This is a genomic window from Bacillota bacterium (genome assembly GCA_012839765.1).
GTDB lineage: Bacteria > Bacillota > Limnochordia > DUMW01 > DUMW01 > DUMW01.
In genome coordinates, this window is sequence record DUMW01000072.1 from 17,995 (window position 1) to 35,757 (window position 17,763).

17 protein-coding genes and 1 rRNA gene are annotated in these 17,763 nt (G+C 55.3%); all 18 read right to left on the reverse strand.

The features are described from left to right. Positions 1-25 precede the first annotated feature (25 nt). Positions 26-1,852, reverse strand: coding sequence for a DNA primase (locus tag GXX57_07450; protein HHV44485.1), 1,827 nt, complete (start codon positions 1,850-1,852; stop codon positions 26-28). A 148-nt stretch (positions 1,853-2,000) separates the two neighbouring features. Beyond that, positions 2,001-2,990 (reverse strand): deoxyguanosinetriphosphate triphosphohydrolase, encoded by a 990-nt coding sequence (locus GXX57_07455; protein ID HHV44486.1) that lies wholly within the window; start codon positions 2,988-2,990, stop codon positions 2,001-2,003. A 111-nt stretch (positions 2,991-3,101) separates the two neighbouring features. After that, positions 3,102-5,732, reverse strand: a complete 2,631-nt coding sequence (locus tag GXX57_07460; GenBank protein HHV44487.1) for a pyruvate, phosphate dikinase — start codon at positions 5,730-5,732, stop codon at positions 3,102-3,104. 232 nt (positions 5,733-5,964) lie between these two features. Continuing rightward, positions 5,965-8,034, reverse strand: a complete 2,070-nt coding sequence (locus GXX57_07465) for a glycine--tRNA ligase subunit beta (GenBank protein ID HHV44488.1) — start codon at positions 8,032-8,034, stop codon at positions 5,965-5,967. Next, complete coding sequence (gene glyQ / locus GXX57_07470; protein ID HHV44489.1) at positions 8,027-8,917, reverse strand: glycine--tRNA ligase subunit alpha; 891 nt, start codon at positions 8,915-8,917, stop codon at positions 8,027-8,029. The genes GXX57_07465 and glyQ overlap by 8 nt, the downstream gene beginning before the upstream one ends. A gap of 160 nt (positions 8,918-9,077) precedes the next feature. Further along, positions 9,078-9,503, reverse strand: a complete 426-nt coding sequence (locus GXX57_07475; GenBank protein HHV44490.1) for a DUF4342 domain-containing protein — start codon at positions 9,501-9,503, stop codon at positions 9,078-9,080. Positions 9,504-9,514: 11 nt separating this feature from the next. Beyond that, positions 9,515-10,249 (reverse strand): DNA repair protein RecO, encoded by a 735-nt coding sequence (gene recO, locus GXX57_07480; GenBank protein HHV44491.1) that lies wholly within the window; start codon positions 10,247-10,249, stop codon positions 9,515-9,517. 15 nt (positions 10,250-10,264) lie between these two features. After that, the gene (locus tag GXX57_07485) at positions 10,265-10,486 is read right to left on the reverse strand and encodes a DUF2905 domain-containing protein (GenBank protein HHV44492.1); all 222 of its coding nucleotides are present in this window, start codon (positions 10,484-10,486) and stop codon (positions 10,265-10,267) included. A 15-nt stretch (positions 10,487-10,501) separates the two neighbouring features. After that, positions 10,502-11,536 carry a Holliday junction branch migration DNA helicase RuvB gene (gene ruvB / locus GXX57_07490; protein HHV44493.1) on the reverse strand — a complete coding sequence of 345 codons (1,035 nt, stop codon included), beginning with the start codon at positions 11,534-11,536 and terminating at the stop codon, positions 10,502-10,504. 12 nt (positions 11,537-11,548) lie between these two features. Beyond that, complete coding sequence (ruvA, locus tag GXX57_07495) at positions 11,549-12,136, reverse strand: Holliday junction branch migration protein RuvA (GenBank protein ID HHV44494.1); 588 nt, start codon at positions 12,134-12,136, stop codon at positions 11,549-11,551. Next, positions 12,133-12,654, reverse strand: coding sequence for a crossover junction endodeoxyribonuclease RuvC (ruvC, locus tag GXX57_07500; protein ID HHV44495.1), 522 nt, complete (start codon positions 12,652-12,654; stop codon positions 12,133-12,135). Before ruvC ends, ruvA begins: the two co-directional genes overlap by 4 nt. A 20-nt stretch (positions 12,655-12,674) precedes the next feature. After that, a complete protein-coding gene (locus GXX57_07505) occupies positions 12,675-13,196 on the reverse strand; it encodes a hypothetical protein (protein HHV44496.1) in 522 nt (173 codons plus the stop codon). Positions 13,197-13,257: 61 nt separating this feature from the next. After that, positions 13,258-14,007 carry a YebC/PmpR family DNA-binding transcriptional regulator gene (locus GXX57_07510; protein ID HHV44497.1) on the reverse strand — a complete coding sequence of 250 codons (750 nt, stop codon included), beginning with the start codon at positions 14,005-14,007 and terminating at the stop codon, positions 13,258-13,260. A gap of 119 nt (positions 14,008-14,126) precedes the next feature. Continuing rightward, the gene (locus GXX57_07515; GenBank protein HHV44498.1) at positions 14,127-14,786 is read right to left on the reverse strand and encodes a PrsW family intramembrane metalloprotease; all 660 of its coding nucleotides are present in this window, start codon (positions 14,784-14,786) and stop codon (positions 14,127-14,129) included. A 75-nt stretch (positions 14,787-14,861) separates the two neighbouring features. Next, complete coding sequence (locus GXX57_07520) at positions 14,862-15,386, reverse strand: CDP-diacylglycerol--glycerol-3-phosphate 3-phosphatidyltransferase (GenBank protein HHV44499.1); 525 nt, start codon at positions 15,384-15,386, stop codon at positions 14,862-14,864. A 45-nt stretch (positions 15,387-15,431) separates the two neighbouring features. Then, positions 15,432-16,514, reverse strand: coding sequence for a hypothetical protein (locus tag GXX57_07525; GenBank protein ID HHV44500.1), 1,083 nt, complete (start codon positions 16,512-16,514; stop codon positions 15,432-15,434). 182 nt (positions 16,515-16,696) lie between these two features. Further along, positions 16,697-17,410: a hypothetical protein gene (locus GXX57_07530; protein ID HHV44501.1), complete on the reverse strand. Its 714-nt coding sequence runs from the start codon at positions 17,408-17,410 to the stop codon at positions 16,697-16,699. 234 nt (positions 17,411-17,644) lie between these two features. Then, positions 17,645-17,761: ribosomal RNA gene (rrf, locus tag GXX57_07535) — 5S ribosomal RNA — on the reverse strand. Between the last annotated feature and the right edge of the window lie 2 nt (positions 17,762-17,763).

Genomic DNA, 17,763 nt, shown 5'->3' on the forward strand with positions numbered 1-17,763 from the left:
TGCCTCCCTCCTTTCTGGCTAAAATTCACTGGCCCACATATGATTCTTTCCATTGCATCAGTAATTCCTTGCATTCCCTATACCTTATTAACAAATCCACCAACCTGTCAAAGTAATCGGCGGCGTTGGTGTTCAAGTTCCGCAATTCCTTCTCCAGGCTGTCGAAACAGCGCTGAAGGTATTGCTCACGCATCCGCTTGACACAGTCCCTCCAGTCCGGCAAGTTGTCTGGAGTGTCACTGACCAACATTCCTAGAGTCTTTCGAATCTCTTCGTCCTCCACAAGGTCAAAGAGTTGATCGATGCGCGTGGTGCTACCATAATTGTTTTCGAGAAGCACCGAATATATCCTGCGAAAAATCGGGTGTGCAAAAAATTCTTCGTTGATCGCCTGACGGATCTCCTCCAAGTACTCCGGATGGGCCAAGGCCCCCTGCAACAGTCTTCTTTCCGCCAAGTACTTGTTGCTTATCCTCCGCTGCCCATAATCTTTACTATTATATCCCGCTTTTCCAGTTATATGCCGCAGCGGCAACCTTCCTCCTTGCTTCCGTTGATGCCTGGCCACCTCCGCCCGCAATACCTCTACGGGGAGTTCTAGCCAATCACTAGCCTTGCCAAGGTAGGTTTCCAGCACCACAGGACTTTCAATACCCAGTAGAATAGGCAAGATCGCCTTCGTTCCATGGATCTGCCAATTGCTGTTGGCCTTATCCACACCCCGCAAAGCCGCCCGAAGCTTGAAGTCCAACAAAGACAGGGCACTTTCCTCTAGTTGCCGCCAAGCTGGTGCACCATACTTACGAATGAAGCTGTCGGGATCCTCCCCCTGAGGCAGATCAATAACCAAAACCTGCAGTCCCTGCCCCGCCAGGATATCCAAGCTGCGCAAGGTAGCTGCCACTCCCGCCGTATCGGCGTCGAAGGCGACCAACACTGTGTCGCACTCCCTGGCCAACAATCGCGCATGTTCCCTGGTGAAGGCGGTTCCTAACGGGGCCACTACGTTGGTGATCCCAAACTGATACAGGCCAATGCAGTCCAAGTACCCTTCTACAATCACCACACGCCTTTGTTGGCGAATGCTAGGCCGAGCCAAGTGCAACCCGTATAGGTTGTCCTTCTTGCTGAACACTGGAGATTCAGGCGAGTTAAGGTATTTGGGGCCATCGCCGGCGAGGATCCGACCGCCGAAACCAATGATCCTTCCCTGAGGATTCCAGATCGGAAACATGATCCGGTGTCGAAAACGATCATAGGTCCGCTGGGTCTTGCTGGACACAGCGAGTAAACCCGCCTCAACGGCCACTGGTTCATCTATGCCACTGCGCTTCAAGGCACCCTTCAACACCTCGAAGCCGGAAGGAGCATATCCCAATTGGAATTCTTTAATCACCTGGGGACTGAGCCCACGTTTTGCCAGGTATTCCCGGGCAGGGGCAGCTCGCTTCGTCTCCAGCAGGCAGCGGGCATAAAACTCACCAGCCACTGCATTGGCTGCATAAATGGCTTCCAGCCTTCTTTGCTGTTGCTGCTGCTCCGGGGTAAGCTGTTCCGGAATCGTCACACCACACCGTGCAGCCAGAAATCTCACAGCATCGACAAACTCTAGGTTTTCAATGTCCATGATAAAGTTAAAAACATTTCCACCGGCACCGCAGCCGAAACAGTAATATAGCTGCTTTTCCGCCGAAACGGTGAAGGACGGTGTCCTTTCGGAATGAAAGGGACAAAGCCCTAGGTGATTCTTGCCCCTTTGCCGTAGTTCCACATAATTGGAAATCACATCGATGATATCACTGCGGACGCGGACCTCCTCGATCAACTTTTTGGTGAGGAGGGGAACCACCAAGCAACACCTTCCTTCCTTACATAATACTTAACTTAACAGTATTTCTACATTCGCCATGTTGCAACTATATCCTGCTTACCGAACAAAGGTTTTTCTCACCCTTCTCCCCATGGTCTTCGTTGTGCCGCCAGCCCTGAATCTTACAGCCTCATCTGGGCCCTCGGCTGGGAAGAAACAATCTTTGGTACTCATAAAGGGCGTAACGGTCTGTCATCCCCGCGATGTAATCCTTTGCCAATACGGCCGGATCCTCCTCGGAAATCTCCAGATGCTCGTGGGGAATCTCTGGATGCAAGACATAGTAGTCATACAGACGTCCCAAAAGTCCCGCCACCTTCTCCTCTTCCTCCAAGGCCCTCGGGGCCATGTACACCCGCCGAAACAGGAACTGTCGCAACTGTTCAGTGGCCTGGGCCAGCTTTCGACTAAAGCCTAGCTGTCCTTTGCCGCAACTGTTTTCAACCAAGTCCTGGACCATCAGATTAATCCGTTGTCCTCGCAAGGGGGACCAACCTGCGGGAAGATCCCTTTCCTTGATGAGCCCCGCCCGGACCGCATCCTCCAGATCATGGTTCACATAGGCGATACGGTCACAGATCCGCACTACCTGCCCCTCTAAGGTGGCCGGTTCCCGCTCTCCGGTATGACAGAGAATCCCATCCCGTACTTCCCAGGTGAGATTCAAGCCAAATCCACCTAGACTGGTCTCCAGGACGTCCACTACCCGCAGGCTTTGCTCATTATGCCGAAACCCCGGCCCAAAAAGCTGATCTAAAGCCCGCTCCCCCCCATGTCCAAAGGGAGTATGGCCAAGGTCATGGCCTAAGGCGATGGCTTCGGTCAAGTCCTCGTTCAGGCGCAAGGCCCGGGCCACGGTCCGGCTAATCTGAGCCACCTCCAAGGTATGGGTAAGTCGGGTCCGGTAATGATCTCCCTCCGGTGCAATGAAAACCTGGGTCTTATGCTTCAACCGTCGGAAGGCATTACAATGGATAATCCGGTCCCGATCCCGCTGGAAGGCCGTTCTCAGTTCACATTCCCTCTCAGGTACAGCCCTCCCTGCGGAACGATGGCTCTTACATGCTAACGGAGATAAGTATTTCTCCTCAAATTCCTCTTGATGCCGCCTGGTATTAATCATTACATCCCACCACCCTGGAATCGAGGTTGGCCGGACCATTAAACTCGAGGACTGAAAAGCCCGCACCAGAGGGTGCGGGCCAATTACTCACAGTCTAAACCCCATACCCTACCGAGCTTGCTCCTTGATCTTGGCTTGAGCAGCGGCCAGCCTGGCAATGGGCACACGATAGGGCGAGCAGCTTACATAGTCAAGACCCACACCATGGCAGAACTCAACGGATGCTGGGTCGCCACCGTGCTCACCGCAGATACCCAGTTTCAGCTCTGCTTTCACCGAGCGGCCCTTTTGCGCAGCCATCTGCACCAGCTGTCCCACCCCGACTACATCAAGGGTCTGGAAGGGATCCTTCTCCAAGATGCCCTTTTCCTTGTAGTCGTCGAGGAACTTGGCATCGTCCCGGCTGAACCCGAAGGTCATCTGGGTCAGGTCGTTGGTACCGAAGGAGAAGAAGTCAGCCTCAGTTGCAATCTGGTCAGCGGTTAGCGCCGCCCTAGGCACTTCGACCATGGTACCAATATGATACTCCAACTCCACGCCAAACTCCTGCATTACAGCCTTGGCAACCTCTTCGCACTCTTTGCGGAGGTACTTAAGCTCTTCCACCTTACCCACCAAGGGGATCATGACCTCGGGGATGATGGTGTAGCCTTCCTTCGTTAGCTCGCAGGCCGCTTCGAAGATAGCCCGAACCTGCATCCGGTAGATCTCCGGATAGGTGACGCCCAACCGGCAGCCCCGATGACCCAACATGGGGTTGAACTCCTTGAGGGCTTCCACCTTCGCCGCCAACACTTCCTCGCTCACACCCAACTCTGCGGCCACCTTCTTCCGGATCGCACCATCATGGGGCAAGAACTCGTGCAACGGCGGATCCAGCAACCGGATGGTCACCGGCAGATCTTTCATTACCTTGAAAATACCCAGGAAGTCTTCCTTCTGATAGGGCAGGATCTTGGCTAAGGCCTTCTTCCGGGCTTCGGTGTCTTCGGCTAAGATCATCTCCCGCACCGCCATAATCCGGTCTTCACCAAAGAACATGTGCTCAGTGCGGCAAAGTCCGATACCCTCAGCGCCAAAGTTGCGGGCTGCCTGTGCGTCAGCCGGTGTGTCGGCGTTGGCCCGTACCTTTAGTCTCCGTACTTCATCGGCCCAACCGAGCAGGGTACCCAGATCGCCACCCAATTCCGCCTGGACCAATTCCACCTGACCCAGGATCACTTCCCCGGTGCTGCCGTTGAGGGTAATCCAATCGCCTTTCTTCACTACGTGTCCAGCAATGGTGCACTGCCCAGCGGCTTCGTTCACCACTACGTCGGCACAACCGGCCACACAGCACTTGCCCATACCCCGTGCCACAACAGCCGCGTGGGAGGTCATGCCACCACGGGCAGTGAGAATACCTTCAGCCACGTGCATACCGCCAATATCCTCTGGAGAGGTCTCGGTACGGACCAGGATCACCTTTTCTCCAGCCGCAGCAAGCTCTTCGGCCTCGTCGGGATCGAAGACCACACGTCCCACCGCTGCACCTGGGGATGCGGGTAATCCCTTGGCGGCCACTTCATACTTGGCAGTGGGGCTAATCTGGGGATGCAACAGCTGATCCAGCTGGGCCGGCTCAACACGAAGCAGGGCAGTCTCCTTGTCGATAAGCCCCTCCTTAACCATATCCACGGCGATCTTCACCGCGGCTTTGGCGGTACGCTTCCCGGCACGGGTCTGGAGCATATACAGTTTACCCTCTTGGATGGTAAACTCAATGTCCTGCATATCCTTGTAGTGGTTCTCCAGGCGCTGATAGATTTCCACCAGCTCCTGGTAGATCTCCGGCATTTCCTCGGCCAGGTCACTAATGGGATGCGGTGTCCTGATTCCGGCCACCACGTCCTCACCCTGCGCATTCATCAGGTACTCACCGTAGAACTCTTTCTCTCCGGTGGAGGGGTTCCGGGTAAAAGCTACACCGGTTCCGGAATTGTCGCCCATGTTACCAAAGACCATGGTCTGAATGTTCACCGCGGTACCCCAGTGGCCAGGAATGTTGTTGATCTCCCGATACTTGATTGCCCGCGGATTGTTCCAGGAGTTGAACACCGCGTTGATCGCCCCGTAAAGCTGCTCCACAGGATCCGCAGGGAAACTGCGGCCGATTTCTTTCTCCACAAGGGCCTTGTACTCTGCCACCACTTCCTTCAGGTCAGCGGCAGTGAGATCGGTGTCCAGGGCCGCGCCCTTGGCCTGCTTCTTCGCCTCCAAGATCGCTTCGAACTTGGCATGCTCAATCCCTAGAACTACGTCGCCATACATCTGGATAAAGCGTCGATAGCTATCATAGGCGAAACGCTCGTTGTTAGACTGCTTGACCAAGCCCTGGACCGTCTCGTCGTTCAGACCCAGGTTCAACACCGTATCCATCATACCGGGCATGGAAACCCGGGCACCGGAACGGACGGAAAAGAGCAACGGGTTCTCCGGAGAACCGAAGGTGGCATTCATCAGTTCTTCCACCTTCTTCAAATTCTCTTTGACCTGTTCTTCCAAGCCCGCAGGCCACTGTTTGTTGTTCTCGTAGTATTCCACACAGGCCTCGGTGGTGATGGTGAAACCCGGTGGTACAGGAATGCCCAGCTTAGCCATTTCCGCCAAGTTGGCACCCTTACCTCCTAGCAAGTTCCGCATGGTGGCGTCCCCTTCGGAATTGGGGCCACCGAAAAAGTAAACCCACTTTTTCATCAGAATCTTTCCTCCTTGTCAGCACACACAGCCCTGATGCTAACGGACGCAACTGGCAGCTCCGTCGCGCGCAATCCCAAGGACGTGGTTACTGGTTTTTCGTGATTGCACAACAGCTGCACCGCAGGGTGCGACTCTATATGGAAGGGACAAGCCCGGCTTAGAGTAAACACCTCCAGGTATATTCGGTAAAAGACACCAATCTCCTTCTTGTCAAGTGTAATTGTTGACAACTTTAGCTGGCCCGAATGGCCTTCAAGTTCCCCAGGGTGGACAACACCGCCGACAAAGCCGCCAACAAGCCCAAGCGGTTCTGCCGGACAGCCTCATCCTCTGCCATGACCAAAACCTCGTCGAAGAAACGGTCCACAGGCCGGGTCAACTGCAGCAGACTCTGCACCACTTTCTGGTATGCACCGTTGGCCAGATGTTCCTCTACCTCCACCGCGACCCGGGAGAAGACTTCATACAGCTCCTTCTCCGCCGCTTCGACAAATAGGCTGGGATCCACCTTCGAACCGGTGGCCTTAGCCGCTAAGTTGGTTACGCGTTCGTGGGCTTTCAGCAAAGGAGCCAGTTCTCCCCCTTGCAAAGCCTCGTGGAGTACAACTCCCCGGGCCAACACATCGCGCACCGGACCAACCCCCTGTGCCAGGACGGCATCCACCACATCGTAAGGAAGCCCGTAGACCTCCTCTAAAATCCGCTGGAAGCGCGCCTGGAAAAACTCGGCTACTTCCCCGGGCACTTCCGCCGCAAAGGTCTGGGTCTCCGCATACAAGGCATAGGAGCGCTGGATCAACTCCAGCAGATCCACGGGCAGGTCGTGCTCCAGGATGATCGTTAGGATGGCCGCGGCCTGCCGGCGCAGGGCGTAGGGATCCTGGGACCCTGTGGGCCGCAGGCCCACACCGAAACAACCTACAATGGTGTCCATGCGGTCAGCAATACCTACGATGGCACCGGGCAGGGTCTGGGGCAGATGGTCATCGGCAAAACGTGGCAGGTAATGTTCGTAGATCGCCACCGCCACCGCTTTGGGTTCCCCATCCTGCAGAGCATATTCACGACCCATGACCCCTTGGAGTTCCGGGAATTCCCCCACCATATTGGTGACTAGATCCGCCTTGGCTAGATAGGCGGCTTCCAAGGCGCTGGCTTTGGATTCTTCGTCCAGGCCCACTTTCCCGGCTAAGTAATCAACAAGGGCGCGGGTCCGTTCCATCTTCTCATAGATGGTACCTAGTTTCTCTTGGAAAACCACCTTCTTCAATTCCTCGACCCTGGAACGTAGGGAACGTTTCCGGTCTTCATCGTAGAAAAACCGCGCATCGTCCAACCGGGCTTTGAGCACCCGCTCATTACCCCGGGTAATCACATCCAGGTGCGCTTCGGAACCATTGTGGACCGCAATAAACTTGGGAAGCAACTTGCCCTGTTGATCCCTCAGGGCAAAATACCGCTGGTGTTCCTGCATCGGTGTGATCAACACCTCTTCAGGCAAGGCTAAGTAAGCGGGATCGAAACTGCCACACAAGGCGGTGGGAAACTCCACCAAGTGAACAATCTCCTCCAGCAGCCCATCGGCAGCCACCACCGTACCTCCCACCTGTTTTCCCAGTTGGTCAATCTGCGTCTTGATCAGCTCTTTGCGTTCTTCTTGGTCCACAACTACCCATGCCCCTTTGAGGGCCTTCCGGTAGGCTTTGGGTTCCGGTATCTCCACCGGGCCCGGGTGCAAAAAGCGATGCCCATAGCTATTATTACCACTCTGTACTCCAGCATACTGGATCTGGAGAACCCGATCTCCATACAGGGCCAGAAGCCAGCGGATCGGACGGGCGAACCGCTCTTTGGTCGCCCAGCGCATGGATTTGGGAAAGCCCAATTGGGCGATGATCTGTTCCAGGATGCTAGGCAACAGTTCTTCGGTGGCCGCCCCGGTCTGTCTAAGCACCGCGTAAACGTAATCTCCACCGGGTGTGCTCTTCACCACCAGCTCCTCGGGGGCTAGTCCCTGGTTCTTGGCAAAACCGAGGGCTGCTTTGGTGGGGGCACCGTCGGCATCGAAGGCCACCCGGGCCGGTGGTCCCTTTATCTCTTCTTCCAGGTCCGCCTGTTTTTCCGCGACATCCTCCACCACAAGGGCCAACCGGCGGGGAGTACCGTAGGAACTGACAGTACCAAAGGTAATGCGGGATTCGGTAAGCAGTTCCCGGGCCCGCTCTTTCAGTTGCTCCAGCACACCGGGGATAAACCGCGCCGGCAGCTCTTCACAACCAATTTCCAGTAAAAGATCACGCATCCTGGACCACCTCCCTTTCTTTGAGCAGAGGAAAGCCCAGTTCATTCCGTTGTTTTAGGTAGACCTGGGCTGCCACCCGGGCCAAATCCCTTACCCGGGCAATATACCCGGTTCGTTCGGTGACACTGACAGCGCCTCGGGCATCCAACAGGTTGAAAATATGAGAGCATTTGAGGATATAATCATACGCGGGGAGGACAAGGTCCTGGTGCAAAAGTCTTTCCGCCTCCGCCTCATAGCTGCTGAATAGCTGGAACAACAGTGTCACATCGGCCACGTCGAAGTTATAGCGGGAGAACTGGACCTCGTTTTCTTTGAAAAGCTCTCCGTAGGTGATCCTGTCGGCCCATTCCAGGGCGAACAGGTCATCTTCTCCCTGGATGTACATGGCCAACCGCTCCAGGCCATAGGTAATCTCCACAGAGATGGGATCCAGATCCTGTCCTCCCACCTGCTGAAAATAAGTATACTGGGTGATCTCCATGCCATCGAGCCACACTTCCCAGCCCAGTCCCCACGCGCCCAAGGTGGGCGACTCCCAGTCATCCTCCACGAAGCGAATGTCGTGTTCTAAGGGATTAATGTCCAGGGCCTTAAGACTTTCCAGGTAGATCTCCTGAATATTCTCCGGCACGGGCTTCATGATCACCTGGTATTGGTAATAGTGTTGCAGCCGATTGGGGTTTTCACCGTAACGTCCGTCCGCAGGCCTCCTGCAGGGTTGAACGTACGCCACGTTCCACGGCTCGGGACCAAGCACGCGCAAAAAGGTAGCCGGTGCCATCGTCCCAGCCCCTACTTCCATATCGTAGGGCTGCGCGATTACACATCCTTGTCCAGCCCAGAACTTCTGCAGCCGGAAAACCATTTCTTGCAGATTCATTACTGTCCCTTCTTTCAATAGAAAAACCTTTCGTCTCTTTATCCTAAGGAAACGAAAGGTCGTCTCTGGGGCCGAACCAATCCTCTAACCCCATCTCTACGCATCCGTAGAACGAATATAACAAACTTGAGAAAACATGTCAACTTCCAAGGACAGGGGGTTACTCCTCCTCCCTGCCCTCATGTACAGTGATGGTTTCGCCATCCCGCTGCCTGATCTCGATGGTACACCGGGAAAGAAGACAGGCCGCTCCGGTAAGAAAAGTGGCAATTGGCGCCAGCACAACACCCACGGCTCCCACCGTGATGGGGATATCCATGATCACTTCGTCGCCCTTTCTTACCCGGATCCGTTCGCTGTTCCCCCGGCGAATCAGTTCCTTGATTTTCTCCAGGATCTCCCGGCCCCTTTCCTCCAGATGGTCGGAACTGAGCCCCCTGTTCTTTTGCATAGCCTCTAAGTTGATCAAAGCCGCCACAATATCACCATCGGCCGCGTCCAACAAATCCTTGGCCGCTGCATAACCAATATTGCCCCGCTCCCGGAGGATGTCGATCTTCTCCAGTTCAGTCATCTCGACACCCATGGGGTCACCTCCTAATCAATCACTGAGAGTAAGAAGTCCAATGATTTCAGTTCACCACTGATATGCTGTGCAAGATGGGACCTGAGGGCCAAACGCAACTGTAATTCCACCTGGGGTCCAAGCCGCAGGTTCAAGACGCCCTGTCCCGACATGCCGGCCAGACTTCGCAGGGAAGCCAAAGCCCCTTGCGACAAAGTGTATTCCGTCCCCGGAGAACAGTGATAGTGGGCCACACCACCTTCCCCAGGCAGAAACACACCTTCGCTGATAGTATGCCCGCACCGGACACAACTATCCAGATGGGGGGCATAGCCCAGCAAAGTCATCAGGCGTAGTTCTCCCCACCGGGCCACCACTTCCGGCTGCACGTGTGCACAGAGCATGGTAAATACCTCCACCAGGAGGTGAAAAAGCTCCGGGGCCCGAGCCCGCTCCAGGGTGAACTTATCCACCAGCTCAGCAAAATAGCTGGCGTATGCCATTCTGGTTAAATCTTCTCGCAGCGGCGCAAAGGCTTCGATCGATTCCCCTTGGCTGATGGTATCGAGGCTCTTGCTGGAAAAAAGCAAGTACTCCGCCAAGACAAAGTTCTGGGTCACACCCCGCAGGCGACACCGGGGCCTGCGGGCCCCTTTGGCCACCGCGGGCACCTTTCCCGCTTCTTCCGTATAAATGATCACAATCCGGTCCGCTTCCCCGTAATCCCGGGTACGCAAGACCACGCCCTTAGTCTTGTAGAGTCCCAATTGACAGGTATCCTTTCATCTTACTCTCTGCAACAGGTAGAGGATCAACGACAAAATCGCGCTCAGTAGCAGGGAAGTTCCCAAGGGAAAGTAGACGGTAACATTCCCCCGTCGCCAGGTAATGTCTCCGGGTAGCCGACCAAGGGAAGGAATACGGCCGCCCAAAGTGAATAGACCGCCGATTAGGATCAAGAAGATCCCCATGTAGATTAAGGTTTTGCCCAGGTTTAGATTCACTGCTCAACACCACACCTAACCGAGAAGCTCCGTCTGTTCAAAATCGCGGCCGCCGGTGAGGTTGAAGTACCGAAAGGCTTGACCGGTGGCCATCCGTCCCCGGGGAGTCCTCTTCAGCATACCCAGCTGCATCAGGAAGGGCTCATAGACATCCTCGATGGTCTCCGTCTCTTCGCCGATGGCTGCAGCCAAAGTCTCCACGCCCACGGGGCCGCCATCGAACTTCTCTATGATCGTTAATAGGATGAGCCGATCCACCCGATCCAATCCCAAGGGATCTATTTCCAGCATATCCAAAGCCTCCGCGGCCACCTCCTGGGTGATTTCCCCATCGGCCCGCACCTGGGCAAAGTCCCGGACCCGTCTCAACAAGCGGTTAGCCACGCGAGGTGTTCCCCGGGAGCGCTTGGCAATCTCCCGCACCGCCGCGGGGGAAATGGGCACATTCAGGATGGAAGCGGCTCTGCTTACGATCCCATACAGTTCTTCCTCAGTGTAATACTCCAGACGGCACAACACCCCAAAACGATCCCGCAGGGGCGAGGTCAACATGCCCGCCCTGGTGGTGGCCCCCACCAAGGTGAAGGGGGCAAGATCCAGCCGCACCGTGCGGGCCGCTGGTCCCTTCCCGATCACAATATCCACAGACCGATCCTCCATGGCCGGATACAACACTTCCTCTACGGTCTTACTCAGCCGATGGATCTCGTCAATAAACAACACATCACCGGGCTCCAGATTGGTTAAGACCGCCACGAGATCCCCCTGGCGTTCGATGGCTGGTCCGGCGGTAATCCGGATATTTACACCCAGTTCATTGGCAATAATATGGGCAAGGGAGGTCTTACCCAACCCGGGAGGACCATACAAAAGAACATGGTCCAGGGCCTCCCTCCTCTGTCGGGCCGCCTCGATAAAGATGCCCAGATTCTCCTTAACTCGATCTTGACCCACAAACTGAGCCAAACGACTGGGGCGCAGACTAATCTCTGCTTCATCCTCATGTCTATGGACACCGGAAACCAACCGGTCCTCTTCCCGCCGCTCCATGACTTCAACTCCTTAGGACACATATCTTAACGCTCGGCGGATCACTTCATCCAGTTTAGCCTTTTCGCCTAGTTCCGCACAAGCCCGGGCCACTGCTCCTTCCGCCTGCCTGCGGGTGTAACCAAGGGCCGCTAGGGCCTCCAAGGCGTCAGCCTCCACAGGCCGCGGCTGGACCATGCCCGGCATACTGACGGTCACCTTTTCTGCGGTGCTCCGCAACTCTAAAATGATCCGTTCAGCAGTCTTTTTGCCAATGCCGGGCACACTGGTCAGGGTGGCCACATCCCCTTGGGCAATGGCCTGAAAGGCTTGTCCCGGACTGAGCACCGACAAGGCGGCCAAGCCGAGCCTCGGCCCCACACCACTGACCTCGATCAAGGCCAGGAACACCTGCCGTTCCGCATCGGTGATGAAACCATACAGATTCAAGGCGTCTTCCCGCACCTGCAGATAAGTAAGCAATTCTACAGGCTCTCCGGGAGCCGGCAGGGCATCCATGGTGGACTGGGGAACCAACACCCGATACCCCATCCCTCCCACATCCACCACCACGTAATCCCCACCTTTGTGAGCCAGCTTCCCCCTGATATGTTCAATCACCATTGGCACCTCCCGTTAATCCGGGCCAGCACGGGGTTGAAATGGGCATGACAGATGGCAATGGCCAAAGCATCGGTGACATCATCGGGTCTGGGCATCTGTTGGAGTCCCAAGAGCAATTTCACCATGAAGGCCACCTGCTCCTTTTGCGCCCGGCCCTCGCCCGTTACGGTTTGCTTCACTTGTAGGGGGGTATATTCCACGATCTCTAGCCCCCCGTGGGCCGCGGCCAAGATGGCCACACCCCGGGCTTGGCCCACCGTGAGGGCCGTACTCACATTCTTGTTGAAAAACAGCTGTTCAATAGCCATAGTCTGCGGCTGGTATTCGGCGATAATGGCGGAAATACCCTGGTAGATCTGCTGAAGACGCCGGGGCATGCTGTCCTGGGGCGAAGTAAGGATCGCACCGTAGTGCACCGGTTGCAATCGGTTGCCCTCAGCGCGGATGATACCAAAGCCGGTGATGGCCGTCCCCGGATCAATGCCTAGAATGGTAGTCAAAGAATTGCCCTCCATAGTCTGGGGAATGATAGATCTTAACGAACCCGTCGGTATTCCTGCAGGCTTTCCAACAGCTGCAACTTCTGCTCCGTCGAATCAAAGGGAATCCCCCGCGCCAAGTTTGCCACCTCATAGTCGGGCAGATCCTGGATATGCACTGAGGTGAACTCCAATGGGATCTGACGCACGTTGGGAATTCCCGCAAAGATCGTCACAGTATCTCCCCAGATCCCGATAAAGCGCTGCTGGGCATAGGAACCCAGTACCGCATCAAGATCCACCTCCACGGTGATGGAATCTGCACCTAGGGTCTTAACCTGCCAATAGGGACACAGTTCCTTCAGCCGGCTAGGCGCGATCCCCACCAGCAGACTGGGCACCGTAGATGTGACCTGTTGGAGCCTTCCTTCACTTAGGTAATATACCTTGATGGACCAGTGAGGACCAATCACCCCCTCGGTGACCCCGTCCTCCTGGGCAGTCCGCGGAATCACCAACTGACAAAACACCACAAGCAGGAATACCGTCGGAATCAATAGGATAAGCCCGCGTCGCATAGTCGCACCCCCTCATACTATGGATTAAACCTAGTATGAGTAGGAGGGGGTGGTCCTATGCCTAGAACGCTATCTCCGCCATAATCTCCTCTGGAATGTCGAAATTAGCGTAGACCGCCTGCACATCATCGTGCTCTTCCAGAACGTCCATTAGCTTTAGGACCCGTTCTGCCTCTTCTTTGTTTAGCTCCACATAATTGCTAGGAATCATGGTCACTTCCGCCCGGGACACCACGTATCCGGCCTCGGCGAGGGCCTCTTTCACCTTCTGCAGATCGCCCGGCGCCGTATAGACCAGGAATTCCTCGTCATCGGTCTCCACGTCTTCGGCACCAGCCTCCACCGCAGCCAGCATCAGCTCGTCTTCGTCCACGCCCTCTTTGGCCACCGCCAATTCACCCTTCTGGGAGAACATCCAGGACACACAGCCGCTCTCCCCAAGGTTTCCGCCATGTTTGTCCAGAATGTGCCGGATCTCCCCCGCCGTCCGATTACGGTTGTCGGTGGCAATGTTCATCAGGATGGCAACACCGGCAGGACCATAGCCCTCGTAGGTGAACTCCTCATAGTTCGCCCCGTCCAGTTCTCCGGTACCGCGTTTGATGGCCCGTTCAATGTTGTCCATGGGCATGTTAGCCGCCCTGGCTCGCTCCACCGCCGTCCGGAGACGGAAGTTGGCATTGATATCCCCACCGCCTTCCTTCGCCGCGACAATAATCTCCCGGGTCAGCTTGCCGAACAACTTCCCCCGCAGTTTATCTTCCTTTTGTTTCTTATGTTTGATATTTGCCCACTTGGAATGGCCAGCCATAAATCGCTCCTCCTACTCCACGGTAGGCTTAGAAAGCCTAAAATCCTAGGTTAATTATACTATTGCGGATCCCCCATTGCAAGTTGACCCCGCGGGAAACCAGAACACCAGTGCGGCTACTACTTATCATCACCGGCCAAATCCACCGCACGCTGCACTTTACTGCCGAGTAGCAGGAACAGGATGGCAATGCCCACAACGGCTCCCCCGGTGCCGATGAAGCCACTGAGGAGGAGAAAATCATAAAGGCCGTGGAGAAGTACGGCGAAGAACCAACCTTGGACCGTAGGTGTACGACCCGTAAACCGGCCGAGACCCCAGTAATAGCCCAAGACCCCGGAGAAGGAGGCATGGGCTAAGGACGCGATAATCGCCCGGGCAGGAGCAATGGCCAGACCGTAGGCCCGGGCATAGTAGTAGTTTTCCACCGCGGCAAAACCCAAAGCGGCAGTCACCAGGTACACCACACCATCGATCACCTGGTCAAATTCCTGACGATGACGCACCGCTAAGGCCGCGGCGGCAAATTTGAGACTCTCCTCCACCACACCGACGATGAAGAAAGTGAAGATGAAGAGGGAAAATAGATCTGAAGGGCCGGAAAAAAGACCTTGAAAGGGGGCTTCCAACAGGCCCGCGGGGAACACGCCCAGCATGCCGAAAAAGAATGCTCTTAGGACTAGCTTTATCGGTTCCCGGGCAGGATCTTGGCGGTAGAAATAATAGACCCAAAGCAGGCCTGGGACCAGGGACAAGACAAGGACCCAAAGGGGATGCATCATTAATCACCTCTGGATCAGCCTTCCCCGTCCCCTACCTATTTAGCATGCCACAGCTTAGTTACTCGACCACTCCTAGCCAATCTCCTCGGTACTGCCGGTGAGGGCGACGAAGAGGTAATAAAGCCCAGCAGCCAAGGAGATGCTCACCCCCATCGCCATTAACACCGGTCCCCAGGACAATTCGAGGATCGTCAAGAAGGTACCCGCGTACAACACCACTGCAGCTACTTTCCCCCAGACATGGGCTGAGATGACCCGTCGCTTGACACAAATCAGCCAGGCTGCCCCTAGGACCAAAACCGCTTCCTTGACCAAAAGTACGATGGCCAGCCAGATATTTACCAAGCCCCGCTTCACCAAAGCAAACAGGGCCGTGAGGACAATCAGTTTGTCCGCCAAGGGATCCACCACTTTACCGAACACAGAGACTTCATCCCGTCTTCTAGCCAGATGTCCATCGAGGCAATCCGACAACCCCGCGATAAGGAACAGCGCCGCTGCCCAGTACTTCGCTACTTCTGCTTCGGAAAACAGAAAGGCAACAAGGAGGGGCACCAAAAAAAGTCTAAATAGCGTAATGGTATTGGCTAACGTCATAATCATGCCCCCTACACACCACAAAGTCTTGAATTAATCACCAACTCAATAAGTTCCTAACTCCAAACCCCGTTGGATGAAATACCGGTAGTCCTCATAGGGGACGTTGGAGGGGATGGAATGGTCGCTGTGCAACACATAACCGAAATTGCCTTTTACGATGGGGATCTTAGCCTCCAGCTCCCGATCGATGGCTGTCCGGTCTTTAGAGTACAGCACCCGCACGTCAATGCCTCCCATGAAGGACAACCGATCACCATAGTCCCGATAAAGCTTCACCAAGTCAAGTCCTGACTTCACCTCAATGGCCTGCAAACAATCAATTCCCGCCTCAATCATCCCTGGCAACAATGGCTCAATCATGCCGCAGGAATGCATAATTACCGGCAAACCGCGACTTTTGGCATAGGCGATGGTCTTGGCATGGCCGGGGAAGATCAGTTCCTTGTAAAAGGCGGGAGACATAAAGGGCCTTCCTTTAAACCCCATATCTTCATAATACCAGATCCCGTCCGGTGGGCCCTCTTCGGAGAACAAGATCTCCTGGAGGTCAATAACCAACTGGGCATAGGTCTCCACCATATCCCGCACCCAATCGGGATCAAGGGCCATCCCCACTAGAAGATGCTCATGTCCGCATACGGGATGCATCATCTCAAAGACATTGGTTCCACACCAGGCAAAAAAGCGCCCCCGCTCCCGCGCCCGCTGCCGGATCGTCCGGTAAACCTCGAAGTTGATCCTCCGCCGGTCTGGCTTGAGGAACGGTTTGATGTGTTCCTCCCATCCCCGTCGATCCTTTACTAGGAAGTCCACGTGTTCAGGGGTCGCATCGTGCTTCTTGTGGCGCCTAAGCAGAGCTCCGTTGCCATCCCGCGCAAGGATTGTATCCTCTGTTTCTTCCACCACTTCTACGCCGTAGTCCAAGTCCGCTACGAGATTAAAGGGCCAAGCCAATTCCAGGTCAAAACCAAAGTGCTCCGCAGGAATCTCATCCCTTTTCACGTATCCCTGTTCGGCCCAGGTGCACCAGGTATTATTCCAGAAATGCTCATACAATCCTATCCGGTCCACGGGTTTACGCTGGAGGATCCTTGCAATACGTTCCACCCCGGCCAATTCCTGCACTGACAGCTACCTCCTTCGTGTGGTATACACTCTAGTTCGCTGTAGCCCGTGCAATTCCTCCCGAGGCCTACGCACCGTCGGGGCCCATCTCCGACGAAACCACATCACTCCATTGTATTCCCCCTAGCCTCTCCTTTGCCCTCTGCATCCTCTTTCAGACCCCGTGATCTTTCCCACTGGTGTTACTCTCCCTTTTGGAAACCCAGTCTTGCAAGAAGTTCATCTACCGCGGGCCTCAGGGCTATGACTTCTTCCTGAACCCTTTCCCGCACTTCCCGGAGCCAACTGCCAGCACTTTCCTCACCGGTAGTCTCTTCCTCACCCCGGGGAACAACCCCCTCCCTCTGGGCAATCTCGCCAACACCTTCGATCAAGGGCACTACCGTATCGTTCCAAATCCGTTGGAGAACAATCTTCGCCTGCTGGGCCATCTCCCCCGCATCGATTCCCAGTTCCCTCAAGATCGCACCCAAGCGTGTCACATACTCCGCGGTGGCTTCCCGGGCAAGGTGTCCCAGCCGTCTAATCTCCGCCCATCTTGCTTCCTCGGTGGCCGACCGGGCCGCCATGGCCACCTTAATCACAGCCCCTGCCACCTGTTCTGTTTCGACCCCTGCATCAAGGCCCAACTCGATCACACCCAAGGTGGCCTCCAAGGGGAACAACAGGACAACCTCTTCTTCCTCCTGCAACGCGGCATACTTCTCTATCAACAGCTCACCCAACCGCGCCACCTCGGTGGCCGGTGCGTGGACCCTTTCTGGCAAGAGAGCCAACAGTACATCCAGTTCCACGAACTCTTCCTCTGCGGCTTCTTCCGCCTGTGCCCATGTCACTAAACCAGTCAAGACCACAAAGATGGTCATATATACTAAAGTCCGTTTCCAGGCATTCATCACTATCCATCATCTCCTCCCCAGTACTTCCCAATGTTCTTATCACAGTTTTCACACTATTTTCGATCTACGGTCACCTCAGTCTTCGAAAAAAGCATACTCTCGCTTCAATGTTAGCTTAACACATCACTGCCTAGCAAACAAGGTGCGGTCACCAAGCCACTTTCCCCACCGAAGTAAACTTAAACCAAAACAAAAAGAGCAGCCCTTCGGCTGCATGCAAGTGAAAAAAGGTCCCGGCGACGACCTACTCTCCCACTGCGTCTCCACAGCAGTACCATCGGCGCTGGAGGGCTTAACTTCTGTGTTCGGGATGGGAACAGGTGTGGCCCCTCCGCTCTTATCACCGGGAA

Coding starts and splice junctions, on each gene's coding strand:
- GXX57_07515 (HHV44498.1), bottom strand. CDS start 14,786: ATGCATCCCCTTTGGGTCCTTGTCTTGTCCCTGGTCCCAGGCCTGCTT.
- ruvB (HHV44493.1), bottom strand. CDS start 11,536: ATGGAGCGGCGGGAAGAGGACCGGTTGGTTTCCGGTGTCCATAGACAT.
- GXX57_07465 (HHV44488.1), bottom strand. CDS start 8,034: ATGCGTGATCTTTTACTGGAAATTGGTTGTGAAGAGCTGCCGGCGCGG.
- GXX57_07530 (HHV44501.1), bottom strand. CDS start 17,410: ATGAATGCCTGGAAACGGACTTTAGTATATATGACCATCTTTGTGGTC.
- GXX57_07505 (HHV44496.1), bottom strand. CDS start 13,196: ATGCGACGCGGGCTTATCCTATTGATTCCGACGGTATTCCTGCTTGTG.
- glyQ (HHV44489.1), bottom strand. CDS start 8,917: ATGAATCTGCAAGAAATGGTTTTCCGGCTGCAGAAGTTCTGGGCTGGA.
- ruvC (HHV44495.1), bottom strand. CDS start 12,654: ATGGAGGGCAATTCTTTGACTACCATTCTAGGCATTGATCCGGGGACG.
- GXX57_07520 (HHV44499.1), bottom strand. CDS start 15,386: ATGACGTTAGCCAATACCATTACGCTATTTAGACTTTTTTTGGTGCCC.
- GXX57_07510 (HHV44497.1), bottom strand. CDS start 14,007: ATGGCTGGCCATTCCAAGTGGGCAAATATCAAACATAAGAAACAAAAG.
- GXX57_07475 (HHV44490.1), bottom strand. CDS start 9,503: ATGGGTGTCGAGATGACTGAACTGGAGAAGATCGACATCCTCCGGGAG.